Genomic DNA, 20,033 nt, shown 5'->3' on the forward strand with positions numbered 1-20,033 from the left:
TCCTCATTAGACATAGTCCTCGCCACCGCTGTTGATCACGATCTCGCCGCTGTCGGCCAGTCGACGCACCGTCTGCAGGATGCTCTTTTGCTCGGCCTCGACCTGGCTGACACGCACCGGGCCACGCGCCTCCATGTCATCACGCAGCATCTCGGCAGCACGCTGCGACATGTTCTGCAGGAATTTCTGGATGATCGCCTCGGGGGAGCCCTTGAGCGCCGTGACCAGCGTCTCGTTGTCGATTTCCTTGAGCAGCAGCTGGATGGAGCGGTCCTCGAGCCCGACCAGGTTCTCGAACACGAACATCTCGTCGATGATCTGCTGCGCCAGACTCTCGTCGTGGTTGCGCACCGCCTCGAGGACCTGCTCTTCCTGCTGTCCCGGCATCAGGTTGAGTATCTCGGCCGCGGTACGAATGCCGCCCATCTTGCTGCGCTTGAGATTCTGGCCACTGAGCATGTTGCTCAGCACTTCGGTCAGTTCCTGCAGGGCCGCCGGCTGCACGCCACTGAAGGTGGCGATACGCAGCAGCACATCGTTGCGCAGGGTGTCGGAGAAGTGCTCGAGAATCTGCGAGGCCTGATGGCGCTCCAGATGCACCATGATGGTGGCGATGATCTGCGGGTGTTCGTCGCGGATCATCTCGGCCACTAGCGGCGGTTCCATCAGGTTCAGCGTCTCGATGCCATTGTTCTGACCGGAGCTCTCGTAGATGTCTTCGAGCAGCGAGCTGGCGCGCTCCTGACCCAGCGCCTTCACCAGCACCGAGCGGATGTGGTCGGTGGACAGCAGATTGACGGCGCTGAACTGCTCGCTGTCGGCGTGGAATTCCTCCAGCGTCTTCGCCATCTGCTCCTGGGTGACCTGCGGCATGTTGGTCATCGTCGAGCTGAGCCGTTGGATTTCCTGAGTCGACAGAAACTTGAAGACTTCTGCGGCGGTGTCCTCGTCGAGGCTCATGATCAGGGCCGCGCTGCGTTCCATGTTGGTCAGTGTCTTACTCATGGTGACTCATCCAGTTCTTGAGGATCATGGCGACCATGCGCGGGTCATCGCGGGCCATGTCACGTGCATCCTTTAGGTTCTGCTGATAGGTGGTTGGCGTGCGCGGGCCACTGGCCGGGGCTGTCTGACTCGCCATCATGCTGCCCAGCTCGCCATTGGCCGTCGTCAGGCCTGACTCCATGCCGCCGATACCACCCGCTGCGCTGCCGGCTGTCGGTGTGCCGGGCGGCTGACCGATGGTCTGGTAGGCTTCCTGCGGACGCAGCAGCGGCTGCAAGAGCGGGCGCAGCAACTTGCGATACAGCAGCCAGGCGATGAAGCCGATGATCAGGTAGCGGCCAAGCTCGATGGCCAGCGCCTGCATCTCGGGATTGTTCAGCCACTTCTCCCACCACTGCTGCGGCGGGCCGGCGTTCTGCTGTTCGGCGGTCATGAAGGGCGCATTGATCACGCTGAGGCTGTCGCCACGCTCGGCATTGAAACCCATCGCCTCGCGCACCAGCGAATCGATCTGTGCCAGCTGGTCGTCTGCCAGCGGTTCGCTGGTCGGGTTGCCGTCACTGTCCATGATGCGACGGTGATTGATCACCACCGCCACCGAGAGATTGTCGAGGCGACCCAGGCGCGCACGGGTGTGGCGCACGCGCTTGTTGACTTCATAGTTGATGGTGCTGCTGCGCTGATAGTTACTCAGGCCGCTGGTCGCGTCGTCAGTCTGTGTGGTGCCGTCAGTATTCGCCGCGTCATCGGCATTGATGGGCGAAGCGGCAATTCCCGGGGGCGTGTTGGAGAGGGCGCCTGGCACGCCGCCGATGCCGAGCATCTCGCCGGCGCCGGTGTTGTTGAGCTGTTCACTGCGCACTGCTGCGCTGCCCGGCTGCTGATTGGGCGTGTAGTGCTCTTCGGTCTCTTCGGCGTGGGAGAAATCGAGCTGGGCGCTGACCTCGGCGCGGAAGTTGTCGCGTCCCACCAGTGGCGTCAGCAGAGCATTGATGCGCGATTGATAGCTGCGCTCCAGTGCCTGGGCATATTCCAGCGCGCTGCCATCGAGGTTGAGCGCATCGCCTGCCGGCCGCGATAGGGGATTACCATCCTGATCGACGACGGTAATATCTTCGCTTGCCAGGCCCTGCACGCTGCCGGCCACCAGATGCTGGATGGCCTGGATCTGACGTGCCTTGAGCTGTTGGCCGCCCTTGAGTTCGACCACAACGGACGCCGTCGCTGGACGACGCTCGCGCACGAAGACGGAATCTTCCGGCAGTGCCAGGTGCACGCGTGCGCTGGACACCGGCTCGAGACTGGCGATGGTGCGCGACAGCTCGCCGGACAGGGCGCGCTGGTAATTGACGTGTTCGGTGAACTGGCTGATGCCGAAGGCCTGGGTATCCATCAGCTCGAAGCCGGAACCGCCCTGACTGGGCAGACCCTGCTGGGCAAGTGCCAGACGCAGACGATAGACATCCTCCTTGGGGACCTCGACGGTGGCGCCTTCATTGCTCAGCCGATAGGGCACGCCGGTCTGCTCCAGCTGCGCGACGATCTCGCCGCCTTCGCTGGCGGGCAGGTCGCGATAGAGCACACTCCACTGGGTGCCAGCGCCCCACAGCAACAACGCGACGATGACAGCCACGCTGAAGGCGGCCGCCATGATGAGCGGCAGGCGTGGCAATGCCGCCAGGCGCGCCAACAAGGGGTTGGCTGGCTTGTCCGATGATTCTGGTGTCGTCGAGGTGCCCGACTGGGGCGCTGTCTGGCTGGGTGTACTCATGCAGATGTCCGATAAGCGCCGTGGTCTGAACTCGCAGCGGGTGATTCCAGCAAGCAGGGCGAAACATGAAAACGATGGATCAACAATGTCGCGTTTCGCAGCGCCTTCTTGCGTAGGCTGGCCATTATCGAAGCTGAGCGCATATCCAATCAGACGAATAGCGTCGCAAAACAGGGGTATTAGTTACCTTCAGCCGCTCGACTGACTGATAGTCTGTGCTCCACTGAAAGCGGCAGACGAATGGCGCGCGTTGAGAAAGGAGAGGCGGGATGACGATTGAGGCAGTCGGCGCGGCGATGTCATCCGCGATGACGGGCAGTCTGCAGCAGCTTGATCAGATGGCGGCGCAGGCGGCCGGGAGCAACACTCAGTCGGCGGGCGCAGTGTCAGAGGCCAGTGGCACTGATGCACAAGGCTTTGCCGGCATGCTCAAGGATTCGCTGGCGCGCGTCAGCCAGTCACAGCAGGTCGCGGCAGGCCAGGCCAAGGCCTTAGAGCTGGGCAGCCCGGATGTCAGCCTCGATCAGGTCATGGTGGCAGGCCAGAAGGCCTCGCTGGAATTCGAGATGACCGTGCAGGTACGCAACAAGTTGCTCAGCGCCTACAAGGAAATCATGAATATGGCGGTGTGATTAAAACCCGCATTCCAATGAAAAAGGGCAGACGCGATGCGTCTGCCCTTTTTTGTTTGCCGCTGGTGCTGCTGGTTGTCGCTGGCGGAGGTTTAAATGCAAGAGCGCTGTTAGCTAAAAGGAGTAATATCAACAAGGCCACTATCCTCTGCCAGCGACGGGCCTGCCACTCTGCTGAGTGACAGGCCTATGCAGCACGCGAGCCAGAAATCAGCCCAGCAGTGACAGCACGTTCTGCGGCACCTGGTTGGCCTGGGTCAGCATGGAAGTCCCCGCCTGCTGCAGAATCTGTGCAGTGGTCATGCTGGAGACTTCTTCTGCGTAATCGGCATCCTGAATACGCGACTGGGCAGAGGCCAAATTGGTTTCAGTCGTCGCCAGGTTGGTGATGGCAGAATCGAAACGGTTCTGTACGGCACCGAGAGCAGAGCGTTGGGTGTCAACTGCTTCTAAGGCATTATCTAGTGTTTCAAGAGCATTGCTAGAAACTGTTAATGTTAAACTATCACTTTCTGAAATGGTAGCGGAGCTCGAATCGGCTGCTTCTTTATCTGTCCAGGATAGCTCTTCGCCTATAGTAGCGTTGCCGTCTGTGTCAAATGTTACATTATAGGCCGATTCAGTAGTGCCTCCTTTGAGTGCATAAGCTGTGTTGCCATCACTATTCGTATAAGAAACTACTTCCGGTGCTGTGAGCTCCTTACCTTTACCAGCGCCTGTGTTATCACTCTTCAGAGTATCGATGCCAGTAGCACTTATAGTTGCAGATGTTTTCGAAAGGACGTCAAAGCCTAAAGCTTCTACTTTGCGGTCTTCATTATTGACTTGTTCTGTGGGAACTGTGCCTTCTGCGTCATACTTGTTCCATCCAAGGTTAGACTGCATTTCGATATTTATTTGTTGATTATCTTCTGAGCCAACTTGTATCCCAATATTTTTTACGTCAGTTCCAGATAATATTTTACTTCCATTGAAATCAGTTTCTTCTGAAATACGATTAATCTCTTCGAGGCGAAGATTTACTTCTTGTTGAATTGAATCAATATCCGAAGCAGAGTTTGTGCCGTTCTGAGCTTGAACAGTGAGCTCGCGAATGCGTTGTAAATTATCATTGACTTGGTTGAGAGCACCTTCAGCCGTCTGAGCAATGGAAATACCATCATTCGCGTTGCGCTGTGCCTGGGACAGGCCTGTGATTTGAGCGTCCATGCGGTTGGCGATGGCCTGGCCGGCGGCGTCGTCCTTGGCGCTGTTGATGCGCAGGCCGGAGGACAGACGTTCCATGGAGGTGTTCAGGTCGTTCTGGGACTTACTCAGATTCTGCTGAGTCACCATGGAAAGGGTGTTGGTATTGATCACTGAAGCCATGTGTCACTTCCTGTCGTAATGGGGAGATAGATGGCGTGTCGCCAGTAACGACTCCTGTGCCGTTGCTTCAGTTATCGTCGCGGCGCGGCAGAACTTTAGAAATTTTTTGCGGCCTTTTGCCCTTTCTCATTTTGGCTGTTCCGCTGGCTTTCCTTGCGCGCTCTCCTTGCGGGCGCTCCTCGTGACATCCTCGCTCCACTCTCGCGACATTCTGTCGACCGGCTGGTGGGCGTTGTGCGTGTCTCGTCTTCCCTCACTGTTTCTTCCTGTGTGCCTGTATCTCCGCCACCCCGAAGCCCAATGGCGACGTAAGGCAGGAAAGCCGTCACTGAGGGTAGCTATTCGAGCGAATGGTTTGTGGTGGGGGCGCGACAATACGCTGGGAACAGGAGTCCCGAGGATAGGGGCACGACCTGAGTCAAACGACCCCGAGGGATGCAAGCGAGGACCAGGACGCCGATGTATACCGCCAATGGGCGCATGGCCCAGCAGGATATCTACACCGAGTATCAGCCGCTGGTGCGCCGCATCGCGCTGCAGCTGCAGGTGCGCTTGCCAGCGAGTGTCGATCTCGAGGATCTGATTCAGGCTGGCATGCTGGGGCTGTGTGAATGCGTGGGCCGCTATGAGCAGGGCCACGGTGCCAGCTTTGCCACCTATGCCAGTCAGCGCATCCGCGGCGCGATGCTCGATGAGCTGCGCTCGCGTGACTGGTTGCCGCGCAGTGTGCGCCGGGCCGGTCGCGAGCTTGAGAGCGTGATCCAGCAGCTTGAGCAGAGTCTGGGCTATCCCCCCGAGGAGACCCAGATCGCCGCTGCCATGGGGCTTGAGCTGGAAGATTACCGACGCCTGCTGCTGGACACCAACAACGGCATGGTGATGTCGCTGGACGAGATGATGGATGAGGAAGGCGGGCTGGCGGGCGGTTATGCCTCGCCTGAAGCGACGCCTTTCGCCACGCCGTTTGCCTTGCCGCATGACGCCCTGGAAGAGGCCGATACGCGGCGGGCCTTGAATGAGGCCATCGCGCGGCTGCCGGAGCGCGAGAAGCTGTTGATGGCGCTCTATTATCAGGAGAAGCTCAACCTCAAGGAGATCGGCGCGGTACTCGATGTCACTGAATCGCGTGTCTCGCAGCTGCATTCCCAGGCCGTGCGTCGGCTGCAGGGTGTGCTGGCACCGCATCTGGTGGCACGGGCGGGCAAGCGTCGTCGCTGAGCCTCTATCGTTGTGAGCCTTCTTCGTTTCCCCGAACTTTATCCTCTCGCTGTACCGTCTTGCTGTTACGCCTGCCCTCGTCTCTCCTGTCTCAGTTTCGCCCGCCCCAAACAAGAACACCGCCCTGAGAGGCGGTGTTCTTGTCTATCACTCGAGCATGTCGTCAGACGTGATCAGTAGCTCTCGCGCTCCGGTTCCGACTTGACGCGGCGTTCCTCTTCGCTGAGGTGCTGGGCCTGTTCGTCGATATGGCCATCCAGATGCCAGTCGTCTTCCATGCCGGTGACGCGGTCGTTCATGACGCCTTCCTCGTTGTCGACCTGCTGCACGACGCCTTCTTCTGTTTCAGAGGCGGCTTCCTGTTGCTGGGCAGCAAGTTCTTCCTCGCTCAACTCCGGCTCAGGTTCGGCATCGAAGTCGAATTCCAGCTGACCGGTTTCCGGCTCGGTGATGGCTTCCTCGACCCAGGCGGCACTCAGCGGACTGGTGGTGGAGGGCGCCACCACATAGTGGCCGGGGTGATCGCCTTCCTCGGCATCCAGTTCCTGGCGCGGCTTGCTGGTGACACTGGCGGCCAGAATCACGATCAGCACGTGAATGGCGGTCAGGGTATAGAGGAAGCCGACGGCCCCGAAGCGCTCCATCAGCAGACCCGCGGTGAGCGGGCCCAGAATCGCGCCCGCGCCATGCATCAGCACTAGCGTGCCGCTGGCGGAGATGATCTGTGGCGTGGTCAGCAGGTTGTTGGCCGCCGCCAGGAACAGCGAGTACTGGGTCAGGATCAACCCGCCGAGGCCCGCACCCAGCAGCGCCATGGTCAGCATGCTGCCACCACTGAATGGCACGCCGCCGATGGATAGCGCGATTGCCCCGAGACTGCAGACCAGAATCACCTTCTTGGCCGACAGCTTGTCGGAGAGCTTGCCCAGCGGCCATTGCAACAGGGCAGCACCCAGAATGAAGGCGCCCATGAACCAGGAGACTTCCTGCACCGGCAGGCCGGCGCGGTCGGCATACACCGCGCCCATGCCGAAGACGGTGCCGTTGGCGATACCGGTGGCGAAGCCGCCCAAGGTGCCCAGCGGAGCCAGGCGCAGCAGACGAACGATCCCCATCGCCTCCGGCTGCGCGCCTTCTGGTTGCGGTGAGGCGGACAGCAGCATTGGCACCAGCGCCAGCGACATGATCACCGACACCAGGATGAACAGCAGATAGGTATTCGGATTGGCGACGTTGAGCAGCAGTTGGCCGCCACCCATACCGAGATAAGTGATCACCATGTAGATGGCCAGCAGACGGCCACGCATCTGGTTGGTCGCCTGGCTGTTGAGCCAGCTCTCTGCGACCACGTAGAGGCCGGCGAAGGCGAAGCCGGTGATGAAGCGCATGGCGATCCACACCTCGGGCACCACATAGAGTGCGTGGATCAGGATGCACACCGAGGTAATGGAAGCCAGCGCCGCGAAGGTGCGCACATGACCGACCCGGCGCAGCTTGCGTGGCGCAAGCGTCGAGCCCAACAGGAAGCCGGCGAAGTACGCCGACATGATGATGCCCGTCATCGTGTTGCTGAAACCTTCCGAGGAGGCGCGAATCCCCAACAGACTGCCCTGCAGTCCGTTGGCCAGCATCAGCATCCCCATTCCCAGCAGCAGCGACCACAGAACGACCGCTGCGCCGAGACTGCTGGTCGGCTGCAGTCGTTTGCGCGAGGTGTCGAGCGGCTCGGTCTCGAAGGTGGGAGTGGGTATGGCTTCCTGCTGGGGGTTCGGCATGGAAGGGGGCCTCATCGGTCAGGGTCGGGACCGTGGAAGCGGTGCCGACGAGATGTCAGGTACGACACTTGCGTGCGTGATGTTGGTCAGTCGTGGTCGGTCCTTGCGGGAACGGCGCTCAGTCTACCGACCGAATCCGGAGTCTGCGACCCGTGGTACGCCATTGCGTGGATGAAAGGCGACATATCGTGAAATTTGTCTCAAGGATGTAATGGGGTGGATAAATATACAGTGCCTCATGAAATCATGACCCGACACGGACTCGGGACACGCTGGCGCTGTAAAAGCACGGCATCTTGCAAAGGGCAATATCGTCAAACTCCCTGTTGGCGGGGCTTGCGCGAGGGTTGGCCCTCTTGCATCGCTGGGTACACTCCTTGGCAACGCACGCTGATGACACCACATGGTCGAGCGTTTCGTACGCAAGAGGTCTCGGAAAACCCAAGGGGTGGATGAATATACAGTAATCGGTAATGCAGCGAGATAGCATGTGAGCGTCGAAAAAGCGCCGATCTGTCGCATGGTCGAATGGTCAGCGACCAAAGTAGATGCGAATCTGCCTTTGGACACACTCAACAACATCATAATCAAGAGGTTATTCATGACCCTGACCGCTGCACACGCTAACGCTGGCTCCGCCTCTCGTCATCTGCGTCACCGCTCTGCGGATCAATCTGCGGCTTCTTCTCTGGATCATTCTCCATCTCTTTCTCAAAGCCATACCGCGCGCCCGCGTGCCGCTGCCACGGGCCGCTCTGCCCTGATGGCCGGCGTGCTTGGCCTGGCTCTGCTGTCACCGCTGATGGCGAGTGATGCCGAGGCGCGTGAGCTGTCCGTCTCCACCGTGCTGTCGGATGCCTTCCCGTGGGGGCAGGCGGCCGAGAAGTGGGCGGAGCTGGTAGAGGAGCGCTCCGGTGGCGAGCTCACTCTGCGCGTCTATCCGAATGCCCAGCTGGTGGCGGGGGACCAGACCAAGGAGTTCTCGGCCATGCGTCAGGGGCTGATCGATCTCGCGGTGGGCTCGACCATCAACTGGTCGCCCCAGGTGCCGGAGCTCAATCTGTTCTCGCTGCCATTCCTGATGCCGGACCACGCCGCCATCGATGCGCTGACCCAGGGCGAGTCGGGCAAGCAGGTCTTCGCCGCCATCGAGTCCAAGGGCATCAAGCCGCTGGCGTGGGGCGAGAACGGCTTCCGTGAAGTGTCCAACTCCTCTAAATCGATCACCTCGCCGGATGACTTGAAGGGCCTGAAGATTCGTGTGGTGGGCTCGCCGCTGTTCCAGGACACCTTCACGGCGCTGGGCGCCAACCCGACCCAGATGAGCTGGGCGGATGCCAAGCCGGCACTGACCACCGGCGCGGTGGATGGCCAGGAGAACCCGCTGTCGGTGTTCGATGTCGCGCGCATCGATCAGGTCGGTCAGACCCACCTGACACTCTGGCACTATATGGCGGACCCGCTGATCTTCGCCGCCAACCAGCGCGTGTGGAAGTCGCTCAGTGAACAGGAGCGCACTCTGCTGACCGAGACGGCCAAGGAAGCGGGCGCTTGGGAGATCGCCATGAGTCGTGAGGGCAATGCTCAACGGCTGGCGGACATCGAGGCGCGCGGCGTGAATGTCGTCAAGCTCGATGAGGATGCGATGCAGACTTTCCGTGATGCCACCCAGTCGGTCTACGCCAGCTGGACACCGAAGATCGGCGAGGCGCTGGTCGAGACGGCACGTGCCGAGGTCGAGGCCTCGCGCTGAGTCGGCCAAGGCCACCATCGCCGCTGCTCACAGAGCAGATGACATCGGGAATAATGCGGTCTGTGCGCGTTATTGAGTGAAGAACCACGCCGGGGCCTGACAGCCTCGGCGTTCGTGTGGATCGCGTGTCATGTCGCAAAAGTCGCAACAACCGTCTCAACAAGCATCACCGCAAACCTTGCAAGACGCCGCCATCGGAGCGCCTTCTCCCGCAGACAGGCCAACGCCACGCGTGCGGCCGGAATCCTGGCTGGCGGCGTTGGCGCTGGGACTGATCGGTATCATCAGTCTGGCCAATGTGGTGGTGCGCTATGCCACCGATGCTTCCTTTGCCTTTACCGAGGAATTCTCGGTCTTCCTGCTGGTGTTGTTGACGCTGGCGGGCTCCTCGGTGGCGATTCTCCGTCAGGCACATATTCGTATCGCGCTGCTGGAAGACGTGCTGCCGTTGCCGCTGTGGCGACTGGTCGTGATAGTGCAGACCCTGGCGGTGCTGGTCGTACTGGGACTGGTGGTGTGGTTCGGGGGGACCTTCGCGCTGGAGGAGTATCAGTGGGACTCGCTGTCACCGGGACTGGGTCTGCCCAACTGGTGGTACGTGATCTGGCTGCCGATATTGGCGCTGGCGATGGCCTGGCGTCAGCTTCAGCAGTGTGTTGAGCGTCTTAGGCAAGGGCCTGGTCAGGGGCCCGGACAGAATGCGTCGTCAGAGCACAAGGAGTCTGATCATGAGTCCTGATCTCTGGTTGCTCGCAAGCTTTGCCGCCCTGTTGATACTCGGCGTGCCGGTGGCCTTCGCGCTGGGGCTGTCGGGGGCGGTGGGTATCGTCGCGGGGCTGCCGGTTAGCATGCTGGCCACCCTCGGTACCAATACCTACAACAGCATCGCCAAGTATCCGTTGATCGCCATTCCGCTGTTCATCCTGACCGGGCTGGTGTTCGAGCGTGCCGGGGTGGCGGCGCGGCTAGTGCGCTTCGCTCAGGCGCTGATCGGCCCGCGTCACGGGGGCCTCGCGCTGGTGGCAGTGCTGGTGTGTCTGATCATGGGGGGCATGAGTGGTTCCGGCCCGGCGGATGCCGCCGCGGTGGCGATGGTGATGATTCCCAGCATGACGCGGGCGGGCTATCCCAAGGCATTCTCGGCGACGCTGATTGCGGCCTCGGCCTCCACGGCGATCCTGATCCCGCCGTCCATCGCACTGATCCTTTACTCCATCGTGGTACCGGGGGTGGATCTGCGTGCGCTGTTTGCCGCGGGCCTGATTCCGGGGCTGCTGGTCGGCGTGGCCTTGCTGCTGCCGGCCTGGTTCCTCTCGCGTCGCTATCGCTGGGAAGACCCGACTCAGGTCGAGCGTATCGCGCTGGGTCCGGCGTTCCGCTCAGCGATCCCGGCCCTGCTGGCGCCGGTGATCATCCTCGGCGGACTGCGCTCAGGCCTCTTCACGCCCACGGAAGCGGCGGTGGTCGCGGCCGCCTATGGGCTGTGTGTCGGGCTCTTCATCACCCGCGAGCTCAAGCTCTCTCAGGTGTGGGAGCTGCTCAGGGAGGCGGCCGTCATTTCCGGTGTGGTGATGCTGATCATCGCGCTGGCGGGCATATTTGCCTGGGCGGGCACCATGCTGGGCACCTTCCGACATCTGGCCGAATGGCTGATCACGTTGTCGGATAGCGGAACGACGCTGCTGATTCTGGTGATGGTGGCGGTGCTGATTGCCGGGATGCTGCTGGATGCGGTCTCCATCTACCTGATCCTGATGCCGGTGCTGATTCCGGTGATGCAGCACTTCGGCTGGCATCCGGTATGGTTCGGCATCCTGCTGGCGATGAACATCGCGATCGGGCAGTTCACCCCGCCAGTGGCAGTCAATCTGATGGTGACCAGTAGCGTGGCCGGGGTTCGACTCGAGAAGACAGTCGGGTGGGCGATGGTCTTCGTGGTGGCGATGCTGGCGGCGTTGGCGGTGGTGATGCTGTTCCCTGAGCTCGCCTTGTGGCTGCCACGCGTGCTCGGCTACGCGGTGTAGTAGACCCTCACGATCATCACTAGATGTCTTCACTGTGCGAAATGAAACGGCTTGCCTTCTGGGTAAGCCGTTTTGCGTCTCTGGCCACCTTGACCACTGCTACCCCCTGAGTGCCCGGTATCCATGCCGTTTGTGCCGGTTAGCGCTCAGCCAAATGGAGTGCGAATTCTGGTAGCGCGCTGTGCAAGGAATGGGGTGATTCTTCTCACGCAACGGTGCACGTCGTCGAAAAATGTTAGCCTGCATATATTCTCAGCGATGACGCTGCCGTCAAAGTTCGTTCAGTGGAACAGTTCACGGCGGACCTTGAATGCATGACAGGCTGCCACCATCGTTGAACGCTGATTGCACGCATGACAGCTGAGACTCAAGATCTCGCATATTAGCTAAGGACTTCTCGATGAAGGAAATCGCTACGGGCAATGATGCTGCGTCTGGCTTCAATGCGCTGCATGAAATGGTGGTCGGGGAATTCCTGATCAGCCCGATGCTGGTCTATGCGCTGGTCGCCTTGCTGGCGGCGGGTCTCATACGCACGCTGCTGCATCGTCTGCTGGCCAATCACGAGCTCTGGTTCGAGGCCTGGTTCGATATCTCGCTGTTTGTCATCTGTCTGGCGGCGGTGGTCGCCCTCGTGACCTGACGTACATCATTCCTCCAGCGTCTCGCCATTCGTCACCCTGATTTCCCCGCGAACCCTTTCGTGGCACCCATTTCCTTCAATTTCCTCCAGCCCCTCTATCCCCAAGGAAACCGCATGCGCAACCTGCGACAGAAAGCCGTCAAATGGATCATCACTCTATGTCTGGTGGCGGCTGCAGCCTGGTGCGCGGTATGGCTATGGAATACCTACATGTACAGCCCCTGGACACGTGATGCCCGGGTGCGCGCCGAGGTGATCACGTTGAGCCCGGATGTCTCCGGCTGGGTGCGTGAGCTGAACGTGGCGGATACCACGCGGGTCAAGGAAGGGGATGTCATTCTTCAGGTGGATCGTGCGCGCTATGAGGCGGCGCTCGCCAAGGCCAAGGCCAGTCTCGCCAGTGCCAAGGCGACCCTGAGCCTGAAGGAGCACGAATCCAATCGTCGTGGTCGCTTGACCAATCGTGCCATCAGCGAAGAAGAGCGCGACAGTGCGCGCCTGGAAGCCGAGGTCGCCCGCGCAGATGTGCAACAGGCCGAAGCCGCAGTGCAATCCGCGCAGCTGGATCTCGATCGCACGCGTCTGGTGGCACCCGCCGCCGGCAGTATCCTCAATATGCATCTCAGTCAGGGCAATTACGTCACTGCTGGGACACCAGTCATGGCATTGATCAAGGCGGACTCCTTTTACCTGAGTGCCTACTTCCAGGAGACCAAGCTGCAGCATGTGCGTCCGGGCGATCCGGTCCAGATCACGCTGATGAGCGGCAATAAAGACTTCAAGGGGCGTGTTGTGGGGATTGGTCAGGGCATCGCTGATGACAATACCGCGACCAATGCCCAGCAGTTGCCTCAAGTCAGCGCCACCTTCAGTTGGGTGCGTCTGGCGCAGCGCATTCCGGTGCGGGTGGAATTCGATGATATCGAGGCGGTACGTGCATCAGGTGTCAATCTTGCCGCCGGCATGACGGCGAGTGTCAGGCTGATCACTGCTGAAGATGGCAATGATGAGGCGACGCAGGCCAAGGCAGAACCTGCCAAGTCAGATCAGGCCGTCCAAGACGCAGACGGGAAGCACTGATCCATGACTCCCGCTCTGGCCGCCTTCCTCAGGCCTTCGCCGTTCGCGCTCAAGTTCGCCACCAAGGGTGTGCTGGCGATGGCACTGGCCCTCTACGCGGCCTTCTTCTTCGATCTCGATCGCCCCTATTGGGCGCTGATCTCGGCGGCATTTCTGCAGACACGTCCGATGTCGGGCATGGTGGTCGAGAAGGGCATCTGTCAGGTCACGGGTACCTTCGTCGGTACCTGTGTGGCCGTGGTGATCATGGGTTGCTTTGCCCAGGTGCCCGAATTGGCGCTGGGCTCGGTCACGCTGTGGATCGGGCTATGTATCTATGGCGCCTCGCTGACGCACAACAATCTGTCCTACGGCTGTGTGATGGCGGCGGTGGCTTGCATGATCATCGTGGTGCTGACGTCCTCGGCACCGGATGACTTCTTCTCGGTGGCGCTGGCACGTCTCAGCGAGCTGAGTCTCGGGGCGCTGTGTGCCGTCGTAGTGAGTGCGCTGCTATGGCCGATACGGGTACGGGATCATCTCGGCCAGCTGGCGGACACAGCGGTGAATGCCACCTTCCGCTATATGGCGCTGGCGTTCTCGATGCCGTTAGAGGGAGGCAAGACCACTGGACGGCAAAAGGATCAGCATCAGGAACGCATGGCGATGCTCGAGCAGATGATGACCGGGTTGGATGCGCTCAACAATCTCGAGATCGATGCTCACTCGGCGCGTTATGAAGGCCCCCAAGGCAAGGGACGTATTCGCGGTGTTCACTTGCTGACACGGCGCAGCATGCGTCTCTACGCGACACTCAAGGCCCTGCACCAGCTGCGTCATCCCGAGTTCTTTGTGCCATCACAGAACGATGACGGTGGGACAAGCGCACAGCCCAACGAGTTGAACCAGGTACAGAGAGAGGAAGCCGAGCGTTTCAGTCAGCCGACCCAGGACCTGATGCAACGTCTGGGCGCGGCTTTTCAAAGCATGGCCGACAATCAGGGCACGGCCCAGGCTCGCAAGACGCTCAAGGAGCTGCGCGGGGAATGTCTGCGCCTGTCACGCGGTCAGCGAAGCATCACCGCGCTTGAAGCCAGATTGCTGTTCAGTCTGCGTGAGGTGCTGGGGCATGCGCTGGTCATCCTGCAGGCACGTGAGGTCATCAATCATCCCGGCCGTCATCAGCTGCGTCAGCCAAGCATGAGTTGGCACCGCGATCACGGACGCGCCGCCATCGATGCGATCCGCGCGATGACCATCTTCAGCGCCACGGCTATCTTCTGGCTTGCGACGGCGTGGGACAACGGGGCGGTGGCCATGCTGCTAGGGACTTTGTTCTCGGGCATCTTCGTCAGCCGTGGTGATCCGGCGCCGATCATTCCGATGGTGCTCAAGGGCTTGCTGCTGGCGGTCCCGAGCGTATTGCTGTTCGGCAATGTCATGCTCAGTCACGCCCAGCACTTCGTGCCCTTTGTGACCATCTTCAGTATTCCTCTGTTCCTCGGCCTGATGGGGTCTGTCGTACCAGCCCTGGCGGGGATCGCCTTGCCCTTCGTGGTCTTCAACATTCTGTTGGTGATGCCGGACAACGGCATGACCTTCGATGTCGCCTATACCCTCAATCGGAGTCTGGCGGCCGGGATTGGCTTGATCGTGACCATCATCGGTTTCCGCCTGATCCCCGTACCCGGTGCTGGTTGGGACAAGCGCCAGCTGATTCGCGCCACAGCGAGTGATATTCGCGAGCTGGCGGAGCGCTCTACCGAGCGCCTGGACAGCTGGTTCGGTGGACGCATGGGAGACAGGCTGCTGCGCCTCGCGCGGCATGAACAGACTCGCAGTCGTGAGCAGGAAGCGCGCCGCAGTGGCGAGAAGGCAAGTGGTCAGCCCGATGATACGCAGCAGCCAGTGGTTGGCATGCCGCTACTGACGCTGGGGCTGACAGGGATGGATATCGGGCGCGGCATAGGCTTTGTGCGGCGGGAATTGGGCAACGATGTGCCACGCCCGGTACTACACGCCTTACGCGAATTGATCCATGCGCTGGCGGATGACTATCAGCGCTGTGCCCGAGGAGAGAGCCCCACCAGGATGTGTGCGGCCGGCGACCGATTATGCGAAGTGATCGAGCAACATCACACCATGAGTCGGCATAAGCAGTCGCTGCTGGCGGGCTGGCTGACACGTGTTGAGCTAACCTTGCAAAGTGATGCACTACGCCAACGACACAGCTGATATTGCGTTAAGAGAGTCTCTTGAAGATTCCAACAAAATGTTCTTATAGACCAAGCCGCAACATATCTTCTGCGCTATGATAACTAGGTCAGCTCGAAAATGAGCGAAATGTATTAGCGCCTTACTGTAGGAGAGAGTCATGGCTTTCATGAACGATATCAGCAGCAGTGGGCGCAAAGTTCCCGAGCGTTTCCGGCGCGTGACCTTCACGACGCAATATCTGCATGAGTTGAATCTCTATGTACTGCCGACCAGCGAGGTATTGTTGCGCATCTCTCAGGCGGGCGAGGACCTCATGCTGCTGCAGTTCGATGATGAGTTTCATGCCGAATTCATCGCCTCGCGTATCGTCGAGTGGGTCGCCGAGAACCCAGGCACCGACCGCGATGACCTGACGCTCTGGATAAAGACGCGTGCACGTCATGAGACGCTGAACCCGAAGCGGGCTCACCACGTCTACTGAGGTGTCAGCGCATTGCTGGCGTGATTGCTCAACAAGAAGGCCACCCGAATGGGTGGCCTTCTTGTCATTGTATTGGTGTCACTTTGCTCCGCTTATGGCCAGTAGCTTACACGGTTCTAAAGCTGTTACGGCTCAGAAACTGCCGACCAGGCTGCCCAGGATCACGACGGCAATCAGGGCCAGCATCGGGAAGGCGACCGTCATCATGAACATCTGGCCGTAGGACTGGCGGTGAGTCAGCTTGCAGATCGCCAGCAGGGTGATGACCGCTCCAGAATGCGGCAAGGTGTCCATGCTGCCCGCCGCCAGCGCCGCCACGCGGTGCATTAGTTCCAGGTCGATGCCGGCATTGACGGCCATCTCGCGGTAGGTTTCGCCCAGAGTCGACAGCGCGATGCTCATGCCGCCGGATGACGAGCCGGTGATACCGGCCAGCACATTGACTGCCACCGCTTCCGAGATCAGCGGGTTGGCCGGATACAGACCGAGCACCGCCTCCTTGACCATCGCGAAACCCGCCAGACTGGCGATCACCGCGCCATACCCCACCTCTGATGCGGTATTGAAGACCGGCAGCATGGCACCGAAGCAGCCATTGTTGACGGTGGTCTTCAGGTCGGCCCACTGCTTCCAGCGTGAAATGGCCAGCCAGGTGGAGGCGAAGGCCAGCGCGATCAGGATCGACCACATGCCGGTGGCACCCGCCGGATCAAGCTCCGGGAAGGCCTCGCTCAGGTAGGAGAAATCGATGCGCGGAAAGACGAGATAGGTCAGCAGAGCATTCAGGCCGATCACCATCACCAGCGGAATCAGAGCCGTGATCATGCCCATCTGTGCGGCGGGTGCCGGGGATTCCTCCAGCGCTTCGTCCTTGTGGATCCCGTAGCCTTCTCCTTGTGCCTGAGCCTTGCTGGCACGCCCTTTCAGCCACCAGGTACCCAGCCCCAGCATCATCAGCCCCGCGATGATGCCCAACCCTGGCGCCGCGAAGCTGTTGGTCTGGAAGTAGGGGATCGGGATGGCGTTTTGGATGGCAGGCGTGCCGGGGAGAGCCGTCATGGTGAAGGTGAAGGAGCCGAGAGCGATGGCCGCGGGCAGCAGTCGTTTGGGCGTGCCAGTACGCTGGAAGAGCTGGGCACCAATCGGATAGACGGCGAAGGCGACCACGAACAGCGAGACGCCCCCATAGGTGAGCAGTGCACAGGCCAGTACCACGGTCAGGATCACATGGCGTGTCCCCAGGCGTTTGACCAGGCCTTCGGAGATGGCATGCGCGGCCCCGGAATCGGCCATCAGTTGTCCGAATAGAGCACCGAGGATGAACAGCGGGAAGAACTTGGCCAGATAGCCGCCCAGCTGACTCATGAAGGTCACGGTGTAACTGGGCAGCAGGGCGGCTGCATCTCCTGACAGGACGACGGCGAGGGCGGCCATCAGAGGGGCAAGCAAGAGAACGGTGATACCGCGGTAGGCCAGGAACATCAGCAGCCCGAGCGATATCAGAATGGCAATAATACTCATGGGGGTATCTCGTCGTTGGCGTTATCGTAGTCGTGGGTCGTCTGCCATTGACGACGGTTGTCCTGTTTACAGGTGCGTGGCCTGTTGTTTTTGCTATTTATTGGCTTATATACAGAGACATCCAGCACATTAGAGATTGTCTGACATGAGAACAATGCGCCTTAAGTGGCAGCACTGTGCAGTCTACGAGCGCTGAACCGGCCAAACTCTCTGGCCTTGCGCAGTGAATAGAGAGATCGTTACACAATAAAATATACCGTTATCTTACATTTATTCTGTTAGGACAATACTGCAATAACAGTCATCCGGTAAGCAGGGGCTGTGTCAGCACGCTGGAGTAGTCAGTCATAAAGCCAGGGCAGGTGACATGGATACCCAGAATAGCGACCCAAAAAAGCGGCGCCCGAAGGCGCCGCGATAAGTGATCGAACAGTCTGCCGGTCGCGAAATCCGAGAGATGTCCTGCTTTCAAGCAAAGTCGATTTTCGCGTTGAATGAGTGGGCAGGAGCCACCGCACTCAGGGGCGTTTTTCGTCACTGATCCAGATACAGACGTCAGCGGGTGCCAGCACCCGGCTACCGGACAGCATCCCGCTGTCATTGACGAGGCCTTCGGGTAGCCAGCGTGGCTCAGGCGAATAGTTGAAAGCGAAGCTCAGCGGCCCGCGCCGCCGCAGGCGCACGCCGTCGGGCAGGGCATGCGTGGTGATGCCGCAGGCCTGACACTCCGCCTGCAGAATCGCCACCAGGCTGTCTTCACTCAACCAGGCGGTCAGATAGCTGACGCCGTGATGATGCAGGATGGCGGGTTCGCCATTCTCGAAGCGCGTTACCACCTGTGCACTGGTGCGCTGATGATCGAGCAGGTCTCGCCAGCGCAGGGCATGACCGCGTGCACCGTTGCTCAGTGTGACGACCGGCTCGGCGCCCGGGCGCAGGCCATCGACTCGATCAACCGTGACGCCCGTCAGCTCGCTGAGCGCGCCGGGTGCCAGCTCCATGGGAATCTGAAACTCCGGCGTACGCGAGCCGGAGCGTGCGCCGATCACCACGCGACTGCCTGAATCGCGCGCCGCGCTCAGACGCGCCGCCAGTGCCTCATCGGCGATCACCTGACAGGGAAGTACGATCAGCGGATAGCCACTGAGCGCATCGCGCGGTGAGACGATATCGACATCAAGCCCGAGTCGCCGCAGCGCGCTGTACCAGCTCAGGTACAGCTCGAGCGGGTTGAAATTCTCGGCGTGGGGTTGGATCTGACAGGCCCAGATGGAGGCGTAATCGAACATCAGGGCGACGGGCGCCTGCTGGGCAGGCGTCGTGTCATGCTCCGCGAGTGTCGCCAGCTCATCGCGCACCTGCAAAAGCTCCGGCCAGGCCGAGGCGGGCGAGCCATCCGGTCGCAGCAGGCCAGCGTGCATCTGCTCCTGGGCGAAGGGTGCCTGACGCCAGCGGAAGTAGGAGACGACTTCGGCGCCATGCGCGAAGGCTTCGTGGCTCCACAGTCGCACCATACCGGGCAAGGGCGCGGCGTTGCTGATCGCCCAGTTGACCGGGCCGGGCTGCTGCTCCATCACCCACCAGCGGCCCTTGCACATGGCGCGGTAGAGGTCGTGATGAAAGCCGGCAAAGTCCGGATGACCTTGCTGGCGATAATGGGCCTTGGTGGCGTCGTCGTGGGCACCGCGCTCCAGAAAGCCCAGCGGGTAGCTGTCCCAGCTGGCGATATCCAGGTCCCGAGCGACGTCGAAGTGATCGAATTCGGTGAACAGGCCCATGAAGTTGTGCACGATATCGCCGCTGACACCCGCGGCACGCAGGGTCTCCACCTGCAGGCGGTTGTATTCGACCACCATGTCGGAGCAGAAGCGTCGATAATCGAGCACGATGGCCGGGTGCGGTTCGGTCACGGTGCCGACGGGCGCCTCGACCTGGGAGAACTCGCTGACTTCCATGCTCCAGAACACCGTGCCCCAGGCCTGATTGAGGGCCTCGACCGTGCCATAGCGCGCCTCGAGCCATGCTGGGAAGCGGGCGCGGGCGGCCGCGGAGTAGCTGAGGATGGTGTCATGACAGCCGTACTCGTTGTCGGTCTGCCAGGCGATGATCGCGGGATGGTGTGCGTAGCGCTCGCCCATCAGGCGCACGATGCGCTCGCTCAGGGTACGAAACGTCGGTGAAGAGAAGCAGTAATGACGGCGCGAGCCATAGCCACGCGTATCGCCATTCTCATCGACGGCCAGAATTTCCGGGTGGGCATCCACCAGCCACTTGGGCGGTGTCGCCGTGGGCGTGCCCATCACGATCTTGAGACCGGCCGCCGCCAGGACCTCGACGGCCTCATCCAGCCACTCGAAGCGCAGATCGCCCGCGCTGGGTTCCAGGCGACTCCAGGCGAATTCACCGATACGCACGACACGAATGCCGGCTTCCATCATGTCGCGAGCATCCTGCGGCCAGCGATCACGTGGCCAGTGTTCCGGGTAGTAACAGACACCGAGCTGCATGGGTTTCATCCTTGAAGCTGAGAATGGGAAGCGAGCGCAGCGTAGGCAATCACGGCCTG

General features: G+C 60.7%; 15 protein-coding genes. 9 read left to right on the forward strand and 6 right to left on the reverse strand.

Annotated elements, in window-relative coordinates; translation table 11 throughout:
• Positions 1 to 6: 6 nt before the first annotated feature.
• Complete coding sequence (fliG, locus tag QD208_RS13510) at positions 7 to 1,005, reverse strand: flagellar motor switch protein FliG (protein WP_279837109.1); 999 nt, start codon at positions 1,003 to 1,005, stop codon at positions 7 to 9.
• Entirely contained in the window at positions 998 to 2,776 is a 1,779-nt protein-coding gene (gene fliF / locus QD208_RS13515; protein WP_279837110.1) for a flagellar basal-body MS-ring/collar protein FliF, read from the reverse strand. The genes fliG and fliF overlap by 8 nt, the downstream gene beginning before the upstream one ends.
• A 269-nt stretch (positions 2,777 to 3,045) precedes the next feature.
• Here fliF and fliE point away from each other — a divergent pair, with 269 nt between their 5' ends.
• Positions 3,046 to 3,408, forward strand: a complete 363-nt coding sequence (gene fliE, locus QD208_RS13520) for a flagellar hook-basal body complex protein FliE (protein ID WP_279837112.1) — start codon at positions 3,046 to 3,048, stop codon at positions 3,406 to 3,408.
• Positions 3,409 to 3,618: 210 nt separating this feature from the next.
• On the opposite strand, the gene QD208_RS13525 is transcribed toward fliE, so the two are convergent.
• The gene (locus QD208_RS13525; RefSeq protein WP_279837113.1) at positions 3,619 to 4,776 is read right to left on the reverse strand and encodes a FliC/FljB family flagellin; all 1,158 of its coding nucleotides are present in this window, start codon (positions 4,774 to 4,776) and stop codon (positions 3,619 to 3,621) included.
• A gap of 459 nt (positions 4,777 to 5,235) precedes the next feature.
• Here QD208_RS13525 and QD208_RS13530 point away from each other — a divergent pair, with 459 nt between their 5' ends.
• The gene (locus QD208_RS13530; protein WP_192838825.1) at positions 5,236 to 5,994 is read left to right on the forward strand and encodes an RNA polymerase sigma factor FliA; all 759 of its coding nucleotides are present in this window, start codon (positions 5,236 to 5,238) and stop codon (positions 5,992 to 5,994) included.
• 173 nt (positions 5,995 to 6,167) lie between these two features.
• On the opposite strand, the gene QD208_RS13535 is transcribed toward QD208_RS13530, so the two are convergent.
• Positions 6,168 to 7,769 (reverse strand): MFS transporter, encoded by a 1,602-nt coding sequence (locus QD208_RS13535; protein ID WP_279837114.1) that lies wholly within the window; start codon positions 7,767 to 7,769, stop codon positions 6,168 to 6,170.
• A gap of 763 nt (positions 7,770 to 8,532) precedes the next feature.
• Between QD208_RS13535 and QD208_RS13540 the strand changes: the two genes are divergently transcribed.
• The 7 genes from QD208_RS13540 to QD208_RS13570 all read left to right on the forward strand — a co-directional run bounded on the left by QD208_RS13540 (position 8,533) and on the right by QD208_RS13570 (position 15,946).
• Positions 8,533 to 9,522, forward strand: a complete 990-nt coding sequence (locus QD208_RS13540) for a DctP family TRAP transporter solute-binding subunit (protein ID WP_107336536.1) — start codon at positions 8,533 to 8,535, stop codon at positions 9,520 to 9,522.
• 232 nt (positions 9,523 to 9,754) lie between these two features.
• Positions 9,755 to 10,261: a TRAP transporter small permease gene (locus QD208_RS13545; protein ID WP_279837115.1), complete on the forward strand. Its 507-nt coding sequence runs from the start codon at positions 9,755 to 9,757 to the stop codon at positions 10,259 to 10,261.
• Entirely contained in the window at positions 10,251 to 11,546 is a 1,296-nt protein-coding gene (locus QD208_RS13550; RefSeq protein ID WP_131432069.1) for a TRAP transporter large permease, read from the forward strand. The genes QD208_RS13545 and QD208_RS13550 overlap by 11 nt, the downstream gene beginning before the upstream one ends.
• Before the next feature lie 400 nt (positions 11,547 to 11,946).
• Positions 11,947 to 12,189, forward strand: a complete 243-nt coding sequence (locus tag QD208_RS13555) for a DUF1656 domain-containing protein (RefSeq protein ID WP_279837116.1) — start codon at positions 11,947 to 11,949, stop codon at positions 12,187 to 12,189.
• A gap of 114 nt (positions 12,190 to 12,303) precedes the next feature.
• A complete protein-coding gene (locus QD208_RS13560; protein WP_279837117.1) occupies positions 12,304 to 13,269 on the forward strand; it encodes an efflux RND transporter periplasmic adaptor subunit in 966 nt (321 codons plus the stop codon).
• A 3-nt stretch (positions 13,270 to 13,272) separates the two neighbouring features.
• Entirely contained in the window at positions 13,273 to 15,483 is a 2,211-nt protein-coding gene (locus tag QD208_RS13565) for an FUSC family protein (RefSeq protein WP_279837118.1), read from the forward strand.
• 139 nt (positions 15,484 to 15,622) lie between these two features.
• Positions 15,623 to 15,946: a hypothetical protein gene (locus tag QD208_RS13570; RefSeq protein WP_279837119.1), complete on the forward strand. Its 324-nt coding sequence runs from the start codon at positions 15,623 to 15,625 to the stop codon at positions 15,944 to 15,946.
• A gap of 132 nt (positions 15,947 to 16,078) precedes the next feature.
• Here the strand turns inward: QD208_RS13570 and QD208_RS13575 are convergent, their stop codons facing one another.
• Entirely contained in the window at positions 16,079 to 17,467 is a 1,389-nt protein-coding gene (locus tag QD208_RS13575) for a GntP family permease (protein WP_279837120.1), read from the reverse strand.
• A gap of 518 nt (positions 17,468 to 17,985) precedes the next feature.
• Positions 17,986 to 19,974 carry a beta-galactosidase gene (locus QD208_RS13580; RefSeq protein ID WP_279837121.1) on the reverse strand — a complete coding sequence of 663 codons (1,989 nt, stop codon included), beginning with the start codon at positions 19,972 to 19,974 and terminating at the stop codon, positions 17,986 to 17,988.
• Positions 19,975 to 20,033 lie beyond the last annotated feature (59 nt).

Source organism: Cobetia sp. 29-18-1 (assembly GCF_029846405.1).
Taxonomy (GTDB): domain Bacteria; phylum Pseudomonadota; class Gammaproteobacteria; order Pseudomonadales; family Halomonadaceae; genus Cobetia; species Cobetia amphilecti.

What these genes read in the sequence shown, in the direction of transcription:
- QD208_RS13555 (WP_279837116.1), top strand. Translation starts at nt 11,947, where the DNA reads ATGAAGGAAATCGCTACGGGCAATGATGCTGCGTCTGGCTTCAATGCG.
- QD208_RS13535 (WP_279837114.1), bottom strand. Translation starts at nt 7,769, where the DNA reads ATGCCGAACCCCCAGCAGGAAGCCATACCCACTCCCACCTTCGAGACC.
- fliE (WP_279837112.1), top strand. Translation starts at nt 3,046, where the DNA reads ATGACGATTGAGGCAGTCGGCGCGGCGATGTCATCCGCGATGACGGGC.
- QD208_RS13525 (WP_279837113.1), bottom strand. Translation starts at nt 4,776, where the DNA reads ATGGCTTCAGTGATCAATACCAACACCCTTTCCATGGTGACTCAGCAG.
- QD208_RS13565 (WP_279837118.1), top strand. Translation starts at nt 13,273, where the DNA reads ATGACTCCCGCTCTGGCCGCCTTCCTCAGGCCTTCGCCGTTCGCGCTC.
- QD208_RS13560 (WP_279837117.1), top strand. Translation starts at nt 12,304, where the DNA reads ATGCGCAACCTGCGACAGAAAGCCGTCAAATGGATCATCACTCTATGT.
- QD208_RS13570 (WP_279837119.1), top strand. Translation starts at nt 15,623, where the DNA reads ATGGCTTTCATGAACGATATCAGCAGCAGTGGGCGCAAAGTTCCCGAG.
- QD208_RS13550 (WP_131432069.1), top strand. Translation starts at nt 10,251, where the DNA reads ATGAGTCCTGATCTCTGGTTGCTCGCAAGCTTTGCCGCCCTGTTGATA.
- QD208_RS13580 (WP_279837121.1), bottom strand. Translation starts at nt 19,974, where the DNA reads ATGCAGCTCGGTGTCTGTTACTACCCGGAACACTGGCCACGTGATCGC.
- fliG (WP_279837109.1), bottom strand. Translation starts at nt 1,005, where the DNA reads ATGAGTAAGACACTGACCAACATGGAACGCAGCGCGGCCCTGATCATG.
- QD208_RS13530 (WP_192838825.1), top strand. Translation starts at nt 5,236, where the DNA reads ATGTATACCGCCAATGGGCGCATGGCCCAGCAGGATATCTACACCGAG.
- QD208_RS13575 (WP_279837120.1), bottom strand. Translation starts at nt 17,467, where the DNA reads ATGAGTATTATTGCCATTCTGATATCGCTCGGGCTGCTGATGTTCCTG.
- fliF (WP_279837110.1), bottom strand. Translation starts at nt 2,776, where the DNA reads ATGAGTACACCCAGCCAGACAGCGCCCCAGTCGGGCACCTCGACGACA.
- QD208_RS13540 (WP_107336536.1), top strand. Translation starts at nt 8,533, where the DNA reads ATGGCCGGCGTGCTTGGCCTGGCTCTGCTGTCACCGCTGATGGCGAGT.